This window comes from Ralstonia sp. Ralssp135, from assembly GCF_047304345.1.
GTDB lineage: Bacteria > Pseudomonadota > Gammaproteobacteria > Burkholderiales > Burkholderiaceae > Ralstonia > Ralstonia chuxiongensis.
Genome location: NZ_JBGLYZ010000026.1, coordinates 15,767 through 31,338, shown reverse-complemented (window position 1 = coordinate 31,338; position 15,572 = coordinate 15,767). Strand labels below are relative to the sequence as shown.

Annotated in this window: 17 protein-coding genes; 10 read left to right on the top strand and 7 right to left on the bottom strand. The window is 63.7% G+C overall.

Annotation, left to right across the window (positions count from 1 at the left end; genetic code table 11):
• Positions 1–27: 27 nt before the first annotated feature.
• Together ACCD03_RS17565 and ACCD03_RS17560 are read right to left on the bottom strand one after the other, a co-directional pair.
• A complete protein-coding gene (locus ACCD03_RS17565; RefSeq protein ID WP_325648515.1) occupies positions 28–669 on the bottom strand; it encodes a LysE family transporter in 642 nt (213 codons plus the stop codon).
• 96 nt (positions 670–765) lie between these two features.
• Positions 766–1,335, bottom strand: coding sequence for a hypothetical protein (locus tag ACCD03_RS17560; protein ID WP_413412413.1), 570 nt, complete (start codon positions 1,333–1,335; stop codon positions 766–768).
• 86 nt (positions 1,336–1,421) lie between these two features.
• Here ACCD03_RS17560 and ACCD03_RS17555 point away from each other — a divergent pair, with 86 nt between their 5' ends.
• From ACCD03_RS17555 to ACCD03_RS17545, 3 genes are all read left to right on the top strand, one after another.
• The gene (locus ACCD03_RS17555) at positions 1,422–1,937 is read left to right on the top strand and encodes an O-acetyl-ADP-ribose deacetylase (protein WP_413412412.1); all 516 of its coding nucleotides are present in this window, start codon (positions 1,422–1,424) and stop codon (positions 1,935–1,937) included.
• 102 nt (positions 1,938–2,039) lie between these two features.
• The gene (locus ACCD03_RS17550) at positions 2,040–2,600 is read left to right on the top strand and encodes a TlpA disulfide reductase family protein (protein WP_325648510.1); all 561 of its coding nucleotides are present in this window, start codon (positions 2,040–2,042) and stop codon (positions 2,598–2,600) included.
• A gap of 143 nt (positions 2,601–2,743) precedes the next feature.
• Positions 2,744–3,481, top strand: coding sequence for a DUF2278 family protein (locus ACCD03_RS17545; protein WP_413412411.1), 738 nt, complete (start codon positions 2,744–2,746; stop codon positions 3,479–3,481).
• A 57-nt stretch (positions 3,482–3,538) separates the two neighbouring features.
• Here the strand turns inward: ACCD03_RS17545 and ACCD03_RS17540 are convergent, their stop codons facing one another.
• From ACCD03_RS17540 to ACCD03_RS17530, 3 genes are all read right to left on the bottom strand, one after another.
• Positions 3,539–4,855 carry a sigma-54-dependent transcriptional regulator gene (locus ACCD03_RS17540; RefSeq protein ID WP_045202445.1) on the bottom strand — a complete coding sequence of 439 codons (1,317 nt, stop codon included), beginning with the start codon at positions 4,853–4,855 and terminating at the stop codon, positions 3,539–3,541.
• 25 nt (positions 4,856–4,880) lie between these two features.
• Positions 4,881–6,899, bottom strand: a complete 2,019-nt coding sequence (locus tag ACCD03_RS17535; RefSeq protein WP_325648505.1) for a sensor histidine kinase — start codon at positions 6,897–6,899, stop codon at positions 4,881–4,883.
• 101 nt (positions 6,900–7,000) lie between these two features.
• A complete protein-coding gene (locus tag ACCD03_RS17530; protein ID WP_045202443.1) occupies positions 7,001–8,290 on the bottom strand; it encodes a dicarboxylate/amino acid:cation symporter in 1,290 nt (429 codons plus the stop codon).
• Between the two features lie 452 nt (positions 8,291–8,742).
• On the opposite strand from ACCD03_RS17530, the gene ACCD03_RS17525 reads away from it, so the two are divergent.
• The 4 genes from ACCD03_RS17525 to ACCD03_RS17510 all read left to right on the top strand — a co-directional run bounded on the left by ACCD03_RS17525 (position 8,743) and on the right by ACCD03_RS17510 (position 11,369).
• Positions 8,743–9,072 carry a (2Fe-2S) ferredoxin domain-containing protein gene (locus tag ACCD03_RS17525; protein ID WP_045202559.1) on the top strand — a complete coding sequence of 110 codons (330 nt, stop codon included), beginning with the start codon at positions 8,743–8,745 and terminating at the stop codon, positions 9,070–9,072.
• 34 nt (positions 9,073–9,106) lie between these two features.
• Positions 9,107–9,754 (top strand): alpha/beta hydrolase, encoded by a 648-nt coding sequence (locus tag ACCD03_RS17520; protein ID WP_045202441.1) that lies wholly within the window; start codon positions 9,107–9,109, stop codon positions 9,752–9,754.
• 92 nt (positions 9,755–9,846) lie between these two features.
• Complete coding sequence (locus ACCD03_RS17515) at positions 9,847–11,049, top strand: D-alanyl-D-alanine carboxypeptidase family protein (protein WP_325648501.1); 1,203 nt, start codon at positions 9,847–9,849, stop codon at positions 11,047–11,049.
• A gap of 20 nt (positions 11,050–11,069) precedes the next feature.
• Complete coding sequence (locus ACCD03_RS17510; RefSeq protein ID WP_004633811.1) at positions 11,070–11,369, top strand: YbeD family protein; 300 nt, start codon at positions 11,070–11,072, stop codon at positions 11,367–11,369.
• An 89-nt stretch (positions 11,370–11,458) separates the two neighbouring features.
• Here ACCD03_RS17510 and ACCD03_RS17505 read toward each other — a convergent pair whose 3' ends face one another.
• Positions 11,459–12,421, bottom strand: coding sequence for a transcriptional regulator GcvA (locus tag ACCD03_RS17505; protein WP_413412410.1), 963 nt, complete (start codon positions 12,419–12,421; stop codon positions 11,459–11,461).
• Between the two features lie 150 nt (positions 12,422–12,571).
• On the opposite strand from ACCD03_RS17505, the gene ACCD03_RS17500 reads away from it, so the two are divergent.
• The 3 genes from ACCD03_RS17500 (at position 12,572) to lipA (ending at position 14,825) form a co-directional block, all read left to right on the top strand.
• Positions 12,572–12,931 carry a DUF2917 domain-containing protein gene (locus tag ACCD03_RS17500; RefSeq protein ID WP_045202436.1) on the top strand — a complete coding sequence of 120 codons (360 nt, stop codon included), beginning with the start codon at positions 12,572–12,574 and terminating at the stop codon, positions 12,929–12,931.
• Positions 12,932–13,091: 160 nt separating this feature from the next.
• Positions 13,092–13,781 (top strand): lipoyl(octanoyl) transferase LipB, encoded by a 690-nt coding sequence (gene lipB, locus ACCD03_RS17495; protein ID WP_413412409.1) that lies wholly within the window; start codon positions 13,092–13,094, stop codon positions 13,779–13,781.
• Positions 13,782–13,823: 42 nt separating this feature from the next.
• Entirely contained in the window at positions 13,824–14,825 is a 1,002-nt protein-coding gene (lipA, locus tag ACCD03_RS17490; protein WP_004633801.1) for a lipoyl synthase, read from the top strand.
• Positions 14,826–14,903: 78 nt separating this feature from the next.
• On the opposite strand, the gene ACCD03_RS17485 is transcribed toward lipA, so the two are convergent.
• Positions 14,904–15,365, bottom strand: a complete 462-nt coding sequence (locus tag ACCD03_RS17485; protein ID WP_325648495.1) for a hypothetical protein — start codon at positions 15,363–15,365, stop codon at positions 14,904–14,906.
• Between the last annotated feature and the right edge of the window lie 207 nt (positions 15,366–15,572).

Genomic DNA, 15,572 nt, shown 5'->3' with positions numbered 1-15,572 from the left:
AGTTGCCCTGGGGGCGGCGCTTGAAACTCAGGCAGTCTGCCGCTTCACGAAAAACAGCGCTGCGCCAATGCTCATCAGCATGCCGCCGAAGAAGCGGCTCTGCCAACGCAGCGCACGCGGATTGCGGAACAGCCGCTGCGCCCGCGAGGCCAGCAGCGCATAACCGTGCATGACGATCAAGTCGACGAACACCATCGTCGCCGCCAGGATGCCGAGCTGCCAGAGCAGCGGCTTGGCCGGATCGATGAACTGCGGCAGCACGGCCACCATGAACAAAATGCCCTTCGGGTTCGTCAGATTGGTCAGCAACCCCACCAGGAAGCGGCGGCGCGCGCCACTGCCAGACACCTTCACGGGCTCGCCCTCCGCCGGCTTGGCGATTTGAATGGGCGTGCGCCATTGCACGATGCCGAGGTAGATCAAGTACATCGCACCGATGATCTTGATGGCCGTAAAGGCGTGCTCCGACGCAATCAGCAGCGCGCCCAGCCCGGCGCCCGCAATGAACAGGATCACGACAATGCCCAGTTCCAGCCCCGCAATCGTGACCGACGTGCGGCGCACGCCATGCGTCAGGCCATGGCTCATGCACAGGATGGCGCCCGACCCCGGCGAGATGGCGATCACCCAGGCGGCCAGAAAGAAGGCCAGCCAGACTTGCAACGTCATGATGGTTCCCCGTGATGTGGTTAGTTGTGTTGCGGTAAAGCGGAAGACGACGATTGTGCACCGGCTGCGGCGAGTTCGCTCCAGCGTGCTCAGGTTCTAGTACGGATGGAAGCTGGAGAGAAACTGGTCGACCTGCTCCTGCTGGCGCGCATCGCGTGCGGCATCGCCCGATTCCAGCACGACAGCTTGATATGCGCGCTTGCCGGTGGCCACCACACGCGCGGTCAGCCGGCGCGGCGCGGGATCGTCCCCGCCTGCCCCCTGGGCGATCAATTCCACCGCCGGCAATGACAAAGGCGGCTGTGCAGCGGTCTGCACGGCGATGTCGTGCTCGGTCACGCGGCCCTTCAAGTTGGCGGACAAGCCATTGCGCAGCGCCTCCACCGCGCGCTGGCGCCAGACTGGATCATCCGCGGGCAGTTCCACCACGCCGATGGCGAACAGCGTGCCGTCGATGTTGGCCGCCTGCATGGTCATCGGCATGCGTTGGCCGTTGATGGCGATGGGCCTGGCTTCTGCGGTGGGCTTGGCAGGGTAATCCACGGCGTAGGCGCCCTCGTTGGAATGGACCGTGCGCCAGTCGTATCTGGGGGAGCAGGCCATCAACAGCGCACACGCCGCCGCGCCCAACCCGATCCGCCACCCTGCCGTTGCTGTGACTGCCACGTCGCCTCCTGTGGGTTTTCTGTCCGTTTCCAAGGCGCCTATTATCGGACAGAGACGCCCCCCCTCCGCCCGCCAAGGACCGCGCCATGCCAATCCCGTCCGTCACCTTCCGTGCCCTGCGCGCCGACATCACCACGTTGGACTGCGATGCCATCGTCAATGCGGCGAACAGCTCGCTGCTCGGCGGAGGCGGCGTGGACGGCGCGATCCATCGCGCGGCCGGCCCGGAACTGCTGGAGGCATGCCGCGCGCTCCACGGCTGCCGCCCCGGTGAGGCCAAGCTCACCCCCGGTTTTCGATTGCCGGCCCGCTACGTCATTCACACCGTCGGGCCGATCTGGCGCGGCGGCCGGCAAGACGAGGCTGAATTGCTGGCCGCGTGCTACCGCAACAGCCTGGAACTGGCGCGCAAGCACGACGTTCGCAGCATCGCATTCCCATGCATCAGCACCGGCGTGTACGGCTTCCCGCCACAATTGGCGGCACCGATCGCCGTACGCGCCGCGCGAGAACACGGCACCGATCTGGACGTGATCACCTTTTGCTGCTTTTCTTCCGCTGACCTGGCCTTGTACGAAGCGGCCCTAGCTAATGGGAAGTGACGCGCAAATCGCCCTATGGACGGATTGTCGCGGTTGACATGCGGCGCTGGCACGACGGGCCTACAATAGACGCTTGATTTTCCTTCCGGACCCGTTGGCGCCATGGCCTCGACCCTGACTTCCTCCGCAACCCCAGCGCCAGCTACCGCCACGTCCGGCGGCCGCCGTTGGCTGCTCCCCGTGATCGTGCTGGTGCTGGCTGTGGCCGGCTGGTTCGGCTGGCGTGCGTTCTCGCCGTCGCAGCAGGTGCCCGCCGCCACCTTCACGCTGCTGGATGGCAAAAAGCTCTCGACACAGGACCTGAAGGGCAAGGTCTATCTCGTCAACTTCTGGGCCACGAGCTGCGCCACGTGCATCAAGGAAATGCCCAACATGATCCAGACGTACAACAAGTACAAGGGCGAAGGTCTGGAATACGTGGCCGTGGCGATGAACTACGACGCGCCGATGTACGTGATGAACTTCAGCCAGACGCGCCAGTTGCCCTTCAAGGTCGCAATGGATGCCGACGGCTCGGCCGCCAAGGCCTTCGGCGACGTGCAGCTCACCCCGACCACGTTCCTGGTCGACCGCGATGGCCGCATCCTCAAGCGCTACGTGGGCGAACCGGAATGGTCGTCGTTCGACGCGCTGCTCAAGCAGACGCTGGGCAAGCAGGCCTGAGCGGTCCGCGCCTCCCCGCAGTTCAGACGAAACGCCCGGTCAACGCCGGGCGTTTTTGTTTCTGGGCGAGCCACGTTCCACACTAGGTTCACGCGGGCCTGTTGCAATGGCGGTCCGTCAATCCTAGGTTCGATGGAGTTTGCATGGCCAATCACTACTGCATGTTCAAGGGCAAGCTGAAATTCGGCGTGCCCTATCTGGAGGGCTACAACGGCAATCCGCATTACGCGATCGTGGCGGAAGCGCCGGATAGTTCGGAGTTCGTGGTGCTCGCCAACGTGAAATCCGACTCGAGCATGCCGGGAGCCGGTGCTGCCGGTTATCACGTGCTGTATCAATGGACGACGGATCTGCAGTTGCCGATCACCGCCGACCTAGCTGCGCTGGCCCCGGGGCTGCACGAGGACGGCTTCCCGCGCCTCGACTACGTGCGCGACGCCGGGCTGGTCGACTTTCCGAACATGCGGCCGATCGCGCTGGATACCGAGACCGAGCACAACGACATCAACGCGCTCGTCGACGACATGCTGATGCTGGACCGCACCGCCACGCCGATCGATTACGTCTACCACGGCAGCTCCGGCGACGACGACCGCAAAGGCTGGCCACCGCGCACCGACGTAACGATCTACGGCTTCGGCTTCCTGTTCGAGCCGCAGCACAACGGCCTGCACGAAACCCACATGAACCAGGGCAACCCGGTCGTGCATACACCGGGGGTGAAGGACCATTCGCGCGAGAACGGCACACAGCAGGATGGCGCTGTCATCGTGGAAATCGACGGCAAGTTTCAGGCATTGCTGATCGCATTCCAAACCCAGCGGATTCCGACAGACGATCGTGGATACCCGGTGGCGGATGCCCATCCGATTCTTGGCTGAGCGCGAAAAGAAAACGCCCGGTCGATGCCGGGCGTTGTTGCATGCGGGCGTACCAAGTCAAAGGCCGTATCGCTTGATCTTGTCATACAGCGTCGCACGGCCAACCTGCAGAATATCCGCCGCCTGGTGCACCGAGCCGCCCGTGCGCGCCAAGGTTTCCGCAATAACCGTGCGTTCGTAGCGTTCGACGCGCTCCTTGAGCGGCATGCCGTCTTCCGATGCATCCGGCACGACCGGCGTGCGGCCGACGCCAAGCACAAGACGATCGGCCGCGTTGCGCAGTTCGCGCACGTTGCCGGGCCAGTTCGATTGCATCAGCTCGTGGCGCTGGCGCTCAGCCAGCATCGGCAGCGGGCGTTGATAGCGCACGGCGGCGTCAAGCAGGAAATGCTCGAACAGCGGGATGATGTCTTCGCGGCGTTCGCGCAGCGGGGGCAAATCGATGACGACAACGTTCAGGCGATAGTACAGATCGCGCCGGAAACCACCCGCCTCAATCAGCGCTTCCATATCGCCCTTGGCAGCCGCAACGATGCGCACGTCGATGCGCACCGAAGCATTCGAGCCAAGCCGCTCCAACGCGCCCTCCTGCAGCACACGCAGCAGCTTGACTTGCAACGCGATCGGCATGCTCTCGATCTCGTCGAGGAACAGCGTGCCGCCCGAGGCATGCTCGAGCTTGCCGATACGCCGCTTGCCCGCGCCGGTGAAAGCACCAGCTTCGTGGCCGAACATCTCGCTCTCGAAAATCTGTTCGGGCACGGCGCCGCAGTTCAACGCAATGAACGGCTTGTCGTGACGCGGCGAAAGCGTGTGAAGACTGCGCGCGACCAGCTCCTTGCCCGTGCCGGTCTCGCCGTTGATGAGCACCGGCGCATCGGTGGTCGCAACATTCTCGATCAGCGCGCGCACAGCGCCCATCGCAGGCGAGCGCCCGATGATGCGCGTGCCTGCCGCCGGGCCGGCCAGTTCACGGCGCAGTGCGCGGTTTTCCAGCTCCAGCGCGCGACGCTCGACGGCACGGCGCACGGTTTCGGTCAGGCGTTCGGCGGGAAACGGTTTCTCGATGAAATCGAACGCCCCTTCGCGCATCGCCTGCACGGCCATCGTGATGTCGCCGTGGCCTGTGACGAGCACCACGGGAATCCCCGTGCCAAACGACTGGCAGTGCGCGAGCACGTCCAGGCCGCTTGCGCCCGGCAAGCGCAGGTCGCTGACGACCACACCGGGGAAGTTTGCGTCGATCTTGCCCACGGCTTCTTCGGCGCTGCCGAACGCCTGCACGTTGAAGCCGGCAAGTTCCAGGCTCTGCGCGGTGGCCTGGCGCACAGGCGGGTCGTCTTCGATGAAGAGAACGTTCAAGCCTTCGGACATGGTTCGTGTCTGTGTAGAAAACGGATCAGGTGGACGCCGCGGAGGTGACGTCGGCGCGTACCAACGTCAGCGTAAATTGGGCACCGCCACCCGGCATGTTGGCAGCCGACAGCGAGCCGCCAAAATCGCGCGCGATGCTGGTGGAGATCGCCAGCCCAAGGCCGAGCCCCTGGCCGATCTCCTTGGTGGTGAAGAACGGCTCGAACAGGTGCGGCATGGCGTCTGGTGGAATGCCAGGGCCGTTGTCGCGCACGGCGATGGTCAGTTGGTTCGACTGCGACGGCGCGCCCTCGGCGGGACCGATGCTGATGTCGATGCGTCCGGCGCGGGCGGGTTCATTGGCGTTGATCGCATCGAGCGCGTTGCCAATCAGATTGATCAGCACTTGCTCCAGCTTCAGTTCATCCGCGCGAACAACGGCATCCGCCTCGGGGATATGCCAGTGCAGTTCGAGTGCCACGTCGCCCAGGCGCGGACGCAGTAGCGCGAGCGTGTGATCGAGCGCCACGCGCACCTGCACATCCACCACCTTGCGCCGGGAGCGGCCCGCGAACAGCTTGAGCTGCGCGGTGATCTTGCCCATGCGCTCGGTCAGGTCGGCAATCGCCTGCAGGTTGTCAGTGGCGGCGCCGTGCTGGCCGCGTTCAAGCAGGATGCGCGTGTTGTCTGAGAACGTGCGCAGCGCGGCCAGCGGCTGGTTGAGTTCGTGTGTGATGCCGGCGGCCATCTGGCCCAAGGCCGCGAGCTTGCTGGCCTGCACGAGTTCGTCCTGCGTGGCGCGCAACTCTGCCTCGGCGCGCGTGCGGTCGACGATCTCGTGTTGCAGTTGTTCGTTGGTGGCCATCAGGTCGGCCGTGCGGTCTTCGACGCGGCGTTCGAGCTGGTCATACGCGGCTTCGAGCAGGCGGCGGCTGCGCAGCATCTCCATCATGCGCAGGCGGCGCTGGCGCCAGTAGAAAAGCAGCAGGCACGCAAACGCAAAGGCAAACGCCGCCGCCACGGTGGCGCTGCGGGCAGCGCTCATCACCGGGTCCACCGGCGTGAGGTACATCAGTGTCCAGTCCGGCTCGACGAGGTCACGCGAAACCTGCAGATAGCGCGTGGCGTTCGTGCGCTCGCCAACGCGAATCAGTTCTGCACCTTCCGGCAACCGTCCGGTCAATCGCAGGAAGGCAGGTGCCTCAGGCTGCAACGGCAGTGGCGTGATCTGCTTGCGGTAATACTGGCGCGTCGCTTCCAACTGCGCCTGCAGCTTGGGCGTGAGAGGCTCCACCGTGCGGTACTGCCACGCGGGCACGGACGACAGGAAAATCACACCGTTCTCGTCCGCCACCATCACGGGTTCCGACGCGTCGTGGCTGGCACGGCCGAACCATTCGAGGTTGAGCTTGACGACCGTCACGCCGATCACGCGACCGTCCTGCATGACCGGCTGCGAGATGTAATAGCCGGGCTCTTCGCGCGTGATGCCAATGCCGTAAAAGCGCCCGACGTGGCCTTCCGCTGCCTGCTGGAAATACGGCCGGAACAGATATTCAGCACCGACGAAGCTGTCAGGCTGGTTGTAGTTGGATGCGGCCAGCGCCTTGCCGCTTGGAGAGATCACGTAGGTCGCAGTGGCGTGCGCCCGATCGTTGACTTCGCGCAGATAGCGGTTCGCGCGGTCGACGTTGGCAGGCGTCGGATTGGCGAGCAGATCGTGGATGAACGGATGCAGCGCCACCAGCGCGGGCAGGTATTCGTAGCGGTCGAGCGTGCTCTTGAGGTTGGCGGCATAGCGATCGACCCGCCCGCCCGCGGCCTGCTGGGCCTGCGTGAGCCCCCGGTTCCACGCCACCACAAACGTGGTTGCGCACACCATGGCCATCACCACCACGAGCCCGAGCGCCACCAGCCACCAGAAGCCGCGTCGCGAGCCGGAGGCGCTGGTCAGGGAGAAATCGGGATCGGACATCGGCTGGAGGTCGGCGGCAGAGAGTGTTGCCGTGCCTTCCAAAGCCGTGCCCGAAGTCGGCATGTCGCCGAGATGCTTCAGGAGGTGCATGCCAAAAAAGAAGCGGGGCCGTCTGGAAGGACAGGCCCCGCAATCATACGCTTTGCGCTTTCAAGCGCCGGCGCCCGCAGGCGCCAGCCAGATTGGATCGATCAAACTGCCGGGGTGGCCGGCACGCGCTCATCGCTACGGTCGCCCGACAGCACGCGAGCCAGCTTGGCGCGATCCAGTTCACGTTCCCAGGCCGAGATCACCACGCAGGCCACGCCGTTGCCGGTGATGTTGGTCAGGGCACGGCATTCGCTCATGAAGCGGTCGATACCGAGAATCAGCACCATGCCCGCCACCGGAATATCCGGCACCACGGCCAGCGTTGCGGCCAGCGTGATGAAGCCCGCACCGGTGATGCCCGATGCGCCCTTCGACGTCAGCATGGCAACGGCCAGGATGGTCAGCTGCTGCGTCCAGGTCAGCTCGATGTTCAGCGCCTGCGAGATGAAGATCACCGCCATCGTCATGTAGATGTTGGTGCCGTCCAGGTTGAACGAATAACCGGTCGGAACCACCAGGCCCACCACCGACTTCGAGCAGCCCAGCTTTTCCATCTTTTCCATCAGGTGCGGCAGCGCAGATTCCGACGAGCTCGTGCCCAGCACGATCAGCAGTTCTTCCTTGATGTACGACACAAAGCGGAAGATGTTGAAGCCGACCAGCCGCGCGATGATGCCCAGCACCACCACCACGAAGATGATGGCAGTCAGGTAGAACGTACCGACCAGCTTGAGCAGCGGCACCAGCGAGATCACGCCGTACTTGCCGATGGTGAATGCCATGGCGCCAAAGGCACCGATCGGGGCCACGCGCGTGATGATGTGCACGATGCGGAAGAACACGTGCGCGACTTGGTCGATGAAGTCCGTGACGATCTGTGCACGATCACCGATGGCCGAAAGCGCACCGCCAAACAGCAACGCGATCAGCAGAATCTGCAGGATGTCGCCCTTGGCAAAGGCGTCGACAACCGTGCTCGGGATGATGTTGAGCAAGAAGTCGACCGTGCTGGCCGAATGCGCCTTGGCGGCGTACTGGGCAACGGCCTTGGCGTCGATGGTGTTCACATCAACGTTGAAGCCCGAGCCCGGGTTGAAGATGTGGCCCGCGGCCAAGCCAATCACCAGCGCGAAGGTCGAGACGATCTCAAAGTAGAGCAGCGCCTTACCGCCCACGCGGCCCACCTTCTTCATGTCGCGCATGCCGGCAACGCCGGAGACGACGGTACAGAAGATGATCGGCCCAATCACCATCTTGATCAGTTGGATGAAGCCATCGCCCAGCGGCTTCATCTTGACGGCAAGTGCGGGCGAAAAATGGCCCAGCAGAACGCCGATGACGATGGCCGCCAGCACCTGTACGTACAGGATTTTATAGAACGGTTTTTTCATGTCTTCCTCGAGTGTCACAGACCGGCCGTGCGCTCAACTGCTCGCCCGGTCCGACCCGCCCTGGTGTGGTCTCTCTCCTGCCTCGATACGCCGATGTGTCCGGCGCCTCCCGCAGCAGGTCGCTCTTTATTGCAAGGGCTATGCCAACGTCAAACTCAAGCACTGGCGGCCCGCCAACCCTTGTCCCACCTTGGTGTGACTACGATGGCACCCGCCTCAGCCGTCGTCAATCCCGGAATCCGCGCACAGAAGGTGTCCAGACATCCGGAAAACGTGTTGCGATGCAGCATCGCGCCGTCGCGTCGCACTCGTATCCAAGAAGGAATGGGGACATCGGGGCCGTATAATGCCGGCTCGTTACGCAAATCCACATGGGTGCGCGACGCCAGGAAGCCATTTGCATCTTGCCGCGCGTGCCGTCACGCAGCCCTCCCAGCCTTCTCGGTCCGCCCATGAGCAGCCATTACAAGCACCACGTTTTCTTCTGCCTGAACGAACGCGAGGACGGCTCGCGCTGCTGCGCCGATTTCGGCGCGAAGGCCATGCAGGAATACGCCAAGAAGCGCTGCAAGGAACTCGGCATCAACGGCGAAGGCCGCGTGCGCATCAACAAGGCCGGCTGCCTGGACCGCTGCGAACTCGGTCCGGTCATGGTGGTCTACCCCGAGGCCGTCTGGTACACCTTTGTCGACAAGGAAGACATCGACGAAATCATCCAGAGCCATCTGGTTGAAGGCAAACCGGTCGAACGGCTGATGGTCGACCGCCCTGCCAACGCGTGAGCCCGGCTTTACTGCATCTGCTTTTCCCTTTTCCATGAACGTTCATACCGAAGAACGCCTGATTCCTGGCCCCGTCGGGCAGATCGACCTGTCGATCGACCAGCCGGACACCGCGCCGCGCGGCCTGGCGCTGATCGGCCATCCGCATCCGCTGTTCGGCGGCACCAAGGACAACAAGGTCGCGCAGACGCTGGCACGCACCTTCGTCGGCCTGGGCTATGTGACGGTGCGCCTGAATTTTCGCGGTGTGGGCAAGACCGAAGGCACGCACGACAACGGCATCGGCGAGCAGGACGACATGCTGGCCGTGCTCGACTGGATGCGCACGCAGACCGAATGGTCCGCCGACGTGGCCACGCTGCCTGTGGCACTGGGCGGTTTCTCATTCGGCAGCTTTGTCGTGTCTCAGGTGGCACGTCGCCTGGCCGAAGCCGGCACGCCTGCCGAGCGTCTGGCGCTGGTCGGCACCGCCACCTCCCGCTGGGATGTCGCGCCAGTGCCGGCCGACACCATCATCATCCACGGCGAACAGGATGACACCGTGCCGCTGATCGACGTGCTCAATTGGGCGCGCCCTCAGGAGCTGCCCGTGATCGTCATCCCGGGCGCCGATCACTTCTTCCACCGCAAGCTGCATCTGATCCGGCAGCTCATTACCGGCGCCTGGGCGCCGCAGCCGTAACACCAAACCCGTTGATTTTCCGGACGCCGCGCCTCCCCCCTTTTTTCTGGCAGGCGGCGCCATTGAACTCCAAGCAGACCGCAGGACCCGACATGCAGACCCGCTTCGCCCATTTCACGCCCCTCGCCTTCCATTCCGCCGCCGCAACCGCTGTAGCAGCCGCCGTGCTGGTCACCGCGCTGCCCGCCATGGCGCAACCGGTACCTGCCCCGCAGGTCGCGGCCCGCTCGTGGATGCTGACCGACGTGACCAGCGGCCAAGTGCTCGGCGGCGCGAACATGGACGAACGCATCGAGCCCGCCTCGCTCACCAAGCTGATGACGGCCTATCTGGTCTTCGAAGCCGTGCGCGACGGCAAGCTCAAGTACGACCAGATGATCACGCCCACCGAGACCGTGCGCTCGGTCAAGACCGACGAATCTCGCATGTTCCTGCAAGCCGGCAAGCCGGCATCGGTGCGCGAGATGACGCAAGGCCTGATCATCCAGTCGGGCAACGATGCAGCCCTCGTGCTGGCCGAGGCGGTAGGCGGCACCGAGACCAACTTCGTGATGCTGATGAACCGCGAAGCCGAGCGTCTGGGCATGAAGAGCACACATTTCGCGAACGCCGCGGGCCTGCCCGATCCGAATCACTACTCGACCGCACGTGATCTTTCGATCCTGACCGCGGCGCTGATCAAGGATTTCCCGCAGGACTACAAGTTCTACTCGCAGAAGGATTTCACCTATAACAACATCAAGCAGTCCAACCGGAACCGCCTGCTGTGGCTCGACCCGACCGTCGACGGCGGCAAAACGGGCCACACCAAGTCGGCTGGCTACTGCCTCGTCACCTCGGCCAACCGTCCGCTGCCGGATGTGCCGGGCGCCAACCGTCGCCTGCTGTCGGTCATCATCGGCACCAAGAGCGACGCTATCCGCACACAGGAGAGCCTGAAAGTCCTGAACTACGGCTATCAGTTCTTCGATACGGTGCGCCTGTACAAGGCCAAGGACGCGCTGCAGACGCCCGACGTGTACAAGGGCCAGGCCAAAAACGTGAAACTGGGCGTGTCGGAAGACAAGTGGATCACGGTGCCCAAGGGCGCAGGTGCGCGCCTGAAGCCGGTGCTGGAGCGCAAGGACCCGCTGATCGCGCCGATCGCGCAAGGCCAGCAACTGGGCACGGTCAAGGTGATGGACGGCTCGACCGTAGTGTCGGAGTTCCCGGTGGTGGCGCTCGAAGCGGTGCCGGAAGCCGGCTTCGTCGGCCGCACGATCGACGCGGTCAAGCTGTGGTTTAAAAAGAAGTAATCGTCCCCACTTACTTCGGCATGACCTCCTCTCACACTCCCCCGCCGGGCCACATTCCGCCCGAACAGTCGCTCATCGAATACCCGAGCGATTTCCCCATCAAGGTGATGGGGCCGATGCATGACGATTTTGCCGCGACCATTGTCGAGGTGGTCCGTCTGCACGACCCGGAGTTCCACGAAGGGCGCCTGGAAAAGCGCCCGTCTTCGAGCGGCAACTACCTGGGCCTGACGGTGATCGTGCGTGCGACGAGCCGCGAACAGCTCGACGCGCTGTACCAGGCGCTGACAAGCCACCCGATGGTGAAGATCGTGCTGTAACGCACCTCTGCGCCACCAAGCAGAAAGCAAAACGCCCCGGTCATGCCGGGGCGTTTGCTTTGTCAGCGCGTTTTTTTCGATGGCCGGGCTCAGCCCTTCGAGACGTGCCCCAGGCACACCGCGTTGTCGTTCATCAGCCCCGCCAGCTTGAGCTTGAACGCCGCAATCTCCGGCAGCAGCCACGTGCGGAACGCCTGCATCTTCGGCGTCTGCAGCGCGCTGTGCGGACACACGAAGTAATAGTTCCATGGGCATGGGATCGTCGTCTCGAACAGGCGCACCACGCGACCGGTCAGCAGGTCATTGAAGGCCAACGTCGGGCGGATCAGCGCAATACCCTGCCCCGCTGCCGCGGCCTGCAATAGCAACGACGAATCCTGGAACATAAGCCCGCCGCGTGGCTCGACAAACCCCTCAAGGCCGGCCGCATCGAACCACGGCTTCCATGCCTCGCCTTCGCTGCGCAGCAGGGTCATGCTCGCCATCTCGGCCAGCGTGCGTGGCAACCGTCCGCCGTTGAACGCGGGGCTGCAGATCGGGAAGAACACATCGTCGAGCAGCTTTTCCACGTACAGGCCCGGATAGTTGCCCGAACCCATGCGCAGCGCCACGTCCATCTCTTCACGCGCGAAGTCGACCAGCGCGGGGCTGGAGAACAGCTCCACTTCCAACTCGGGATGGCGCTCGATGAAGGTGCCGATGTGCGGCGTCAGCCAGCGCGCGGCAAATGACGGCATCGTGCTGATGGCTAGGCGGTTGTCGCGGTTGCCGGCGCGCAGCTGGTGCGTGGCCTGGGCGATCTGGTCGAGCGCCTCGCGCACGCGATCGGCATAGGCGCGGCCCGCGTGGGTGAGCATGACGCGCTTGCCGCGTCGCTCGAACAGCGGCACGCCCAGCTCGTCCTCCAGGGTGCGCATCTGATGGCTGACGGCACCGTGCGTAACGAACAACTCCGTCGCCGCACGCGAAAAACTCTCATAGCGTGCCGCCGCCTCGAAGACCCGCAGCGCGCCAAGTGACGGCAAGCGCATCGGCTCGCGGATTTCGGTCATCTTTCCCTCCGGATTTTCGTAGCGCAGCGTGATTTTTATGTGAGCTGCACTATCAAGAAACGCAATATATATCGTTTGGTACAAGGCAACCAAGCACCTAGAATTCCTTCAACGGCAAGGCCCCATCCCACTGCCGTGAAGGAGCCGATCATGAAAGCTGTACTAACAAAAATTGTATTCACTCTGCAGCCCGGCGAAGTGGTGGCATTGCGCATGCCGGCCAACCAGAATCTGCGCGTCGAAGAAGCCTGCGGGCACGACGTATGGATCACACACGAGAACAAAGCCGGCGACGAATGGCTGCACGCGGGCGGCAGCGTTGCCGTGAAACGCGGTGAAGAAATCGTCGTCTCGGTCGACCCGAAAGCCCTCGGCCCAGTCGCGTTGGCCGTGGAAGCCACCGACGGCCACATGCCGCGCCAGCCGTGGCACGTCACGAACGGATGGCGCCACACACTCGCCGCACTCGGCTGGAACGAGCACGCCGACACACCGGTCGTGGCCGCCTGAGCCCGAAACCTGTTCCTAGCCTCCTTTGCGGCAGCTGCCGCAAAAGCCGACGCCGGCGCCGATGCCTCCCATCGCGCCGGCATTTTTTTTGCCCGACCCTGCGACCGAAGCGGGCAAAGGCGCAGGGCGCCGTTAGCGGCCCTGCGCTACACTCGCGGGCATGATTCCGATTGACATCGTTGAGCGCGGCTTGCGGGACTACGCCGCCTGCTTCGACGAAATGCAGACATTCACCGCGCAGCGGGGCCCCGATACGCCCGACACGATCTGGCTGGTCGAACACCCGCCGGTGTTCACGCTCGGCCTGGCCGGAGATCCGGCGCATCTGTTGGCTCCCGGCAACATCCCGCTGGTGAAAGTTGATCGTGGCGGCCAAATCACTTACCACGGCCCCGGCCAAGTCGTCGCTTACCTTTTGCTGGATTTGCGCCGACGCGGGCTATTCGTGAAGGCCCTGGTCGACGCGATCGAGGCGGCCGTCATCGAGACGCTCGCCACGTATAATGTCGCCTCCGAACGCAAGGCTGGCGCCCCCGGCATCTACCTGTCGAGCGGGCCGCATGCGGGCGCCAAGATAGCCGCGCTGGGCCTGAAGATCCGCAACGGCTGCAGCTACCACGGCGTGAGCCTGAACCTGGCGATGGACCTGTCGCCCTTCACGCAGATCAACCCGTGTGGCTATGCCGGCCTGGAAACCGTCGATATGGTGACCGCCGGCGCCCGTGATACGTCCGGACGCGCCGTCGATGCGAACGACTGGCAACCCGTTTCCCGCGACTTGGCCAATGCGCTGGTCGCCCAATTGCAGCAACGCGCGCAAGCGCACCCCGCCGAGGCCGCTACCGCATAGCGCCCGGAAATGCACGAGCCGCGAGCCCGTGCGGAGAACACGATGACCGATTCCGCCGCCGGCGCCACTGAAGTCGCCACCCCTGCCACCCCGTCGAACAAGCCGTATGACGCGACGGCCAAGCAGAAGTCGCTCGACAAGACCGCACGCATTCCCATCAAGATCGTGCCGGCCGAGAAGCTCAAAAAGCCGGATTGGATTCGCGTGCGTGCCGCCACCGGCAACTCGCGCTTCTACGAAATCAAGGACATCCTGCGCGCCAACAACCTCGTGACGGTGTGCGAAGAGGCAAGCTGCCCGAACATCGGCGAGTGCTTCGGCAAGGGCACGGCCACGTTCATGATCATGGGCGACAAGTGCACGCGCCGCTGCCCGTTCTGCGACGTCGGGCACGGCCGCCCAGACCCGCTCGACGTGAACGAGCCGGAAAATCTGGCCAAGACGATCGCCGAACTCAAGCTCAACTACGTCGTCATCACGAGCGTCGACCGCGACGACCTGCGTGACGGCGGCGCTCAGCATTACGTCGATTGCATTTCGCGTACGCGCGCCCTGTCGCCGGCCACGCGCATTGAAGTGCTGGTGCCGGACTTCCGCGGCCGCCTGGAAAAGGCGCTGGACATCCTGCAGGAATGCCCGCCCGACGTGATGAATCACAACCTCGAAACGGTGCCCCGCCTGTACAAGCAGGCCCGCCCCGGCGCCGACTACGCGCATTCGCTCAAGCTGCTGAAGGACTTCAAGGCCCGCAACCCGAACGTGCCGACCAAGTCCGGCCTGATGGTCGGCCTGGGCGAGACCGATGAGGAAATTCTCGAAGTCATGCGCGACATGCGCGAGCACGACATCGACATGCTCACGATCGGCCAGTATCTGGCGCCGTCGGGCCACCACCTGCCGGTGCTGCGCTACGTGCATCCGGACACCTTCAAGATGTTCGAAGAGAAGGCGTACGAGATGGGCTTCACGCACGCAGCCGTGGGCGCCATGGTGCGCAGCTCGTACCACGCGGATCAACAAGCGCACGAAGCCGGCGTGGTCTGATCACGAAGCAGCGCCACTGCACAAACAAAAAGGGCCTTGGGTTGCACCCCAAGGCCCTTTTGCTTTGATGCGGTTCGATCAGACGCGCGAAGCGGCATCCTTCGGATACGAGGCATCGCCGTTCCACGACAGATAACCGTAGGTGTCGGCCTGACGATCAGCACCCTGCGTGTAGACGTCGTACTTGGCGGCAGCGCCGTCGGTGTACGGATCGGCCTTGGCGATTGCGCCATCGGTGTATGGGTCAGCCTTGCCGACGGCACCTTGAGTGTACGGATCGAAGCGGTCGTTCTTCCACGACAGATAGCCGTAGGTATCAGCCTGGCGGTCCGCGCCCTGGGTATAGACGTCGTACTTAGCAGCCGCGCCCTGGGTGTACGGATCAGCCTTGGCGGCAGCGCCTTGCGTGTACGGATCGGCACTGCTTTGGACGGCGGCGGCGGCCGGCTGGGCCGACAGCAGAGCGGCGGAAGCCGAAACCGTGGCCACTAGGGCCAGCAAAGCGTTACGGGAGAAAGCGGTTGCGAGACGGGTGTTCATGATGGGCTCCTGATGTGTCTGGATATTCGGTTGCGCTCAGTTCGTTGCGCTTGTGATCAGAATAGATCGTTGCCATTGGTGAATAAATGGCAGATCGAATAAAAGACTGTTCTTCATAAATCAACAATTGTTCAGTGCCTGCCATTGATTTGGCGAATCATGAGTCACATTTCTACTGCGATCTCCGAGCTGTCATGCAAAGAAAAC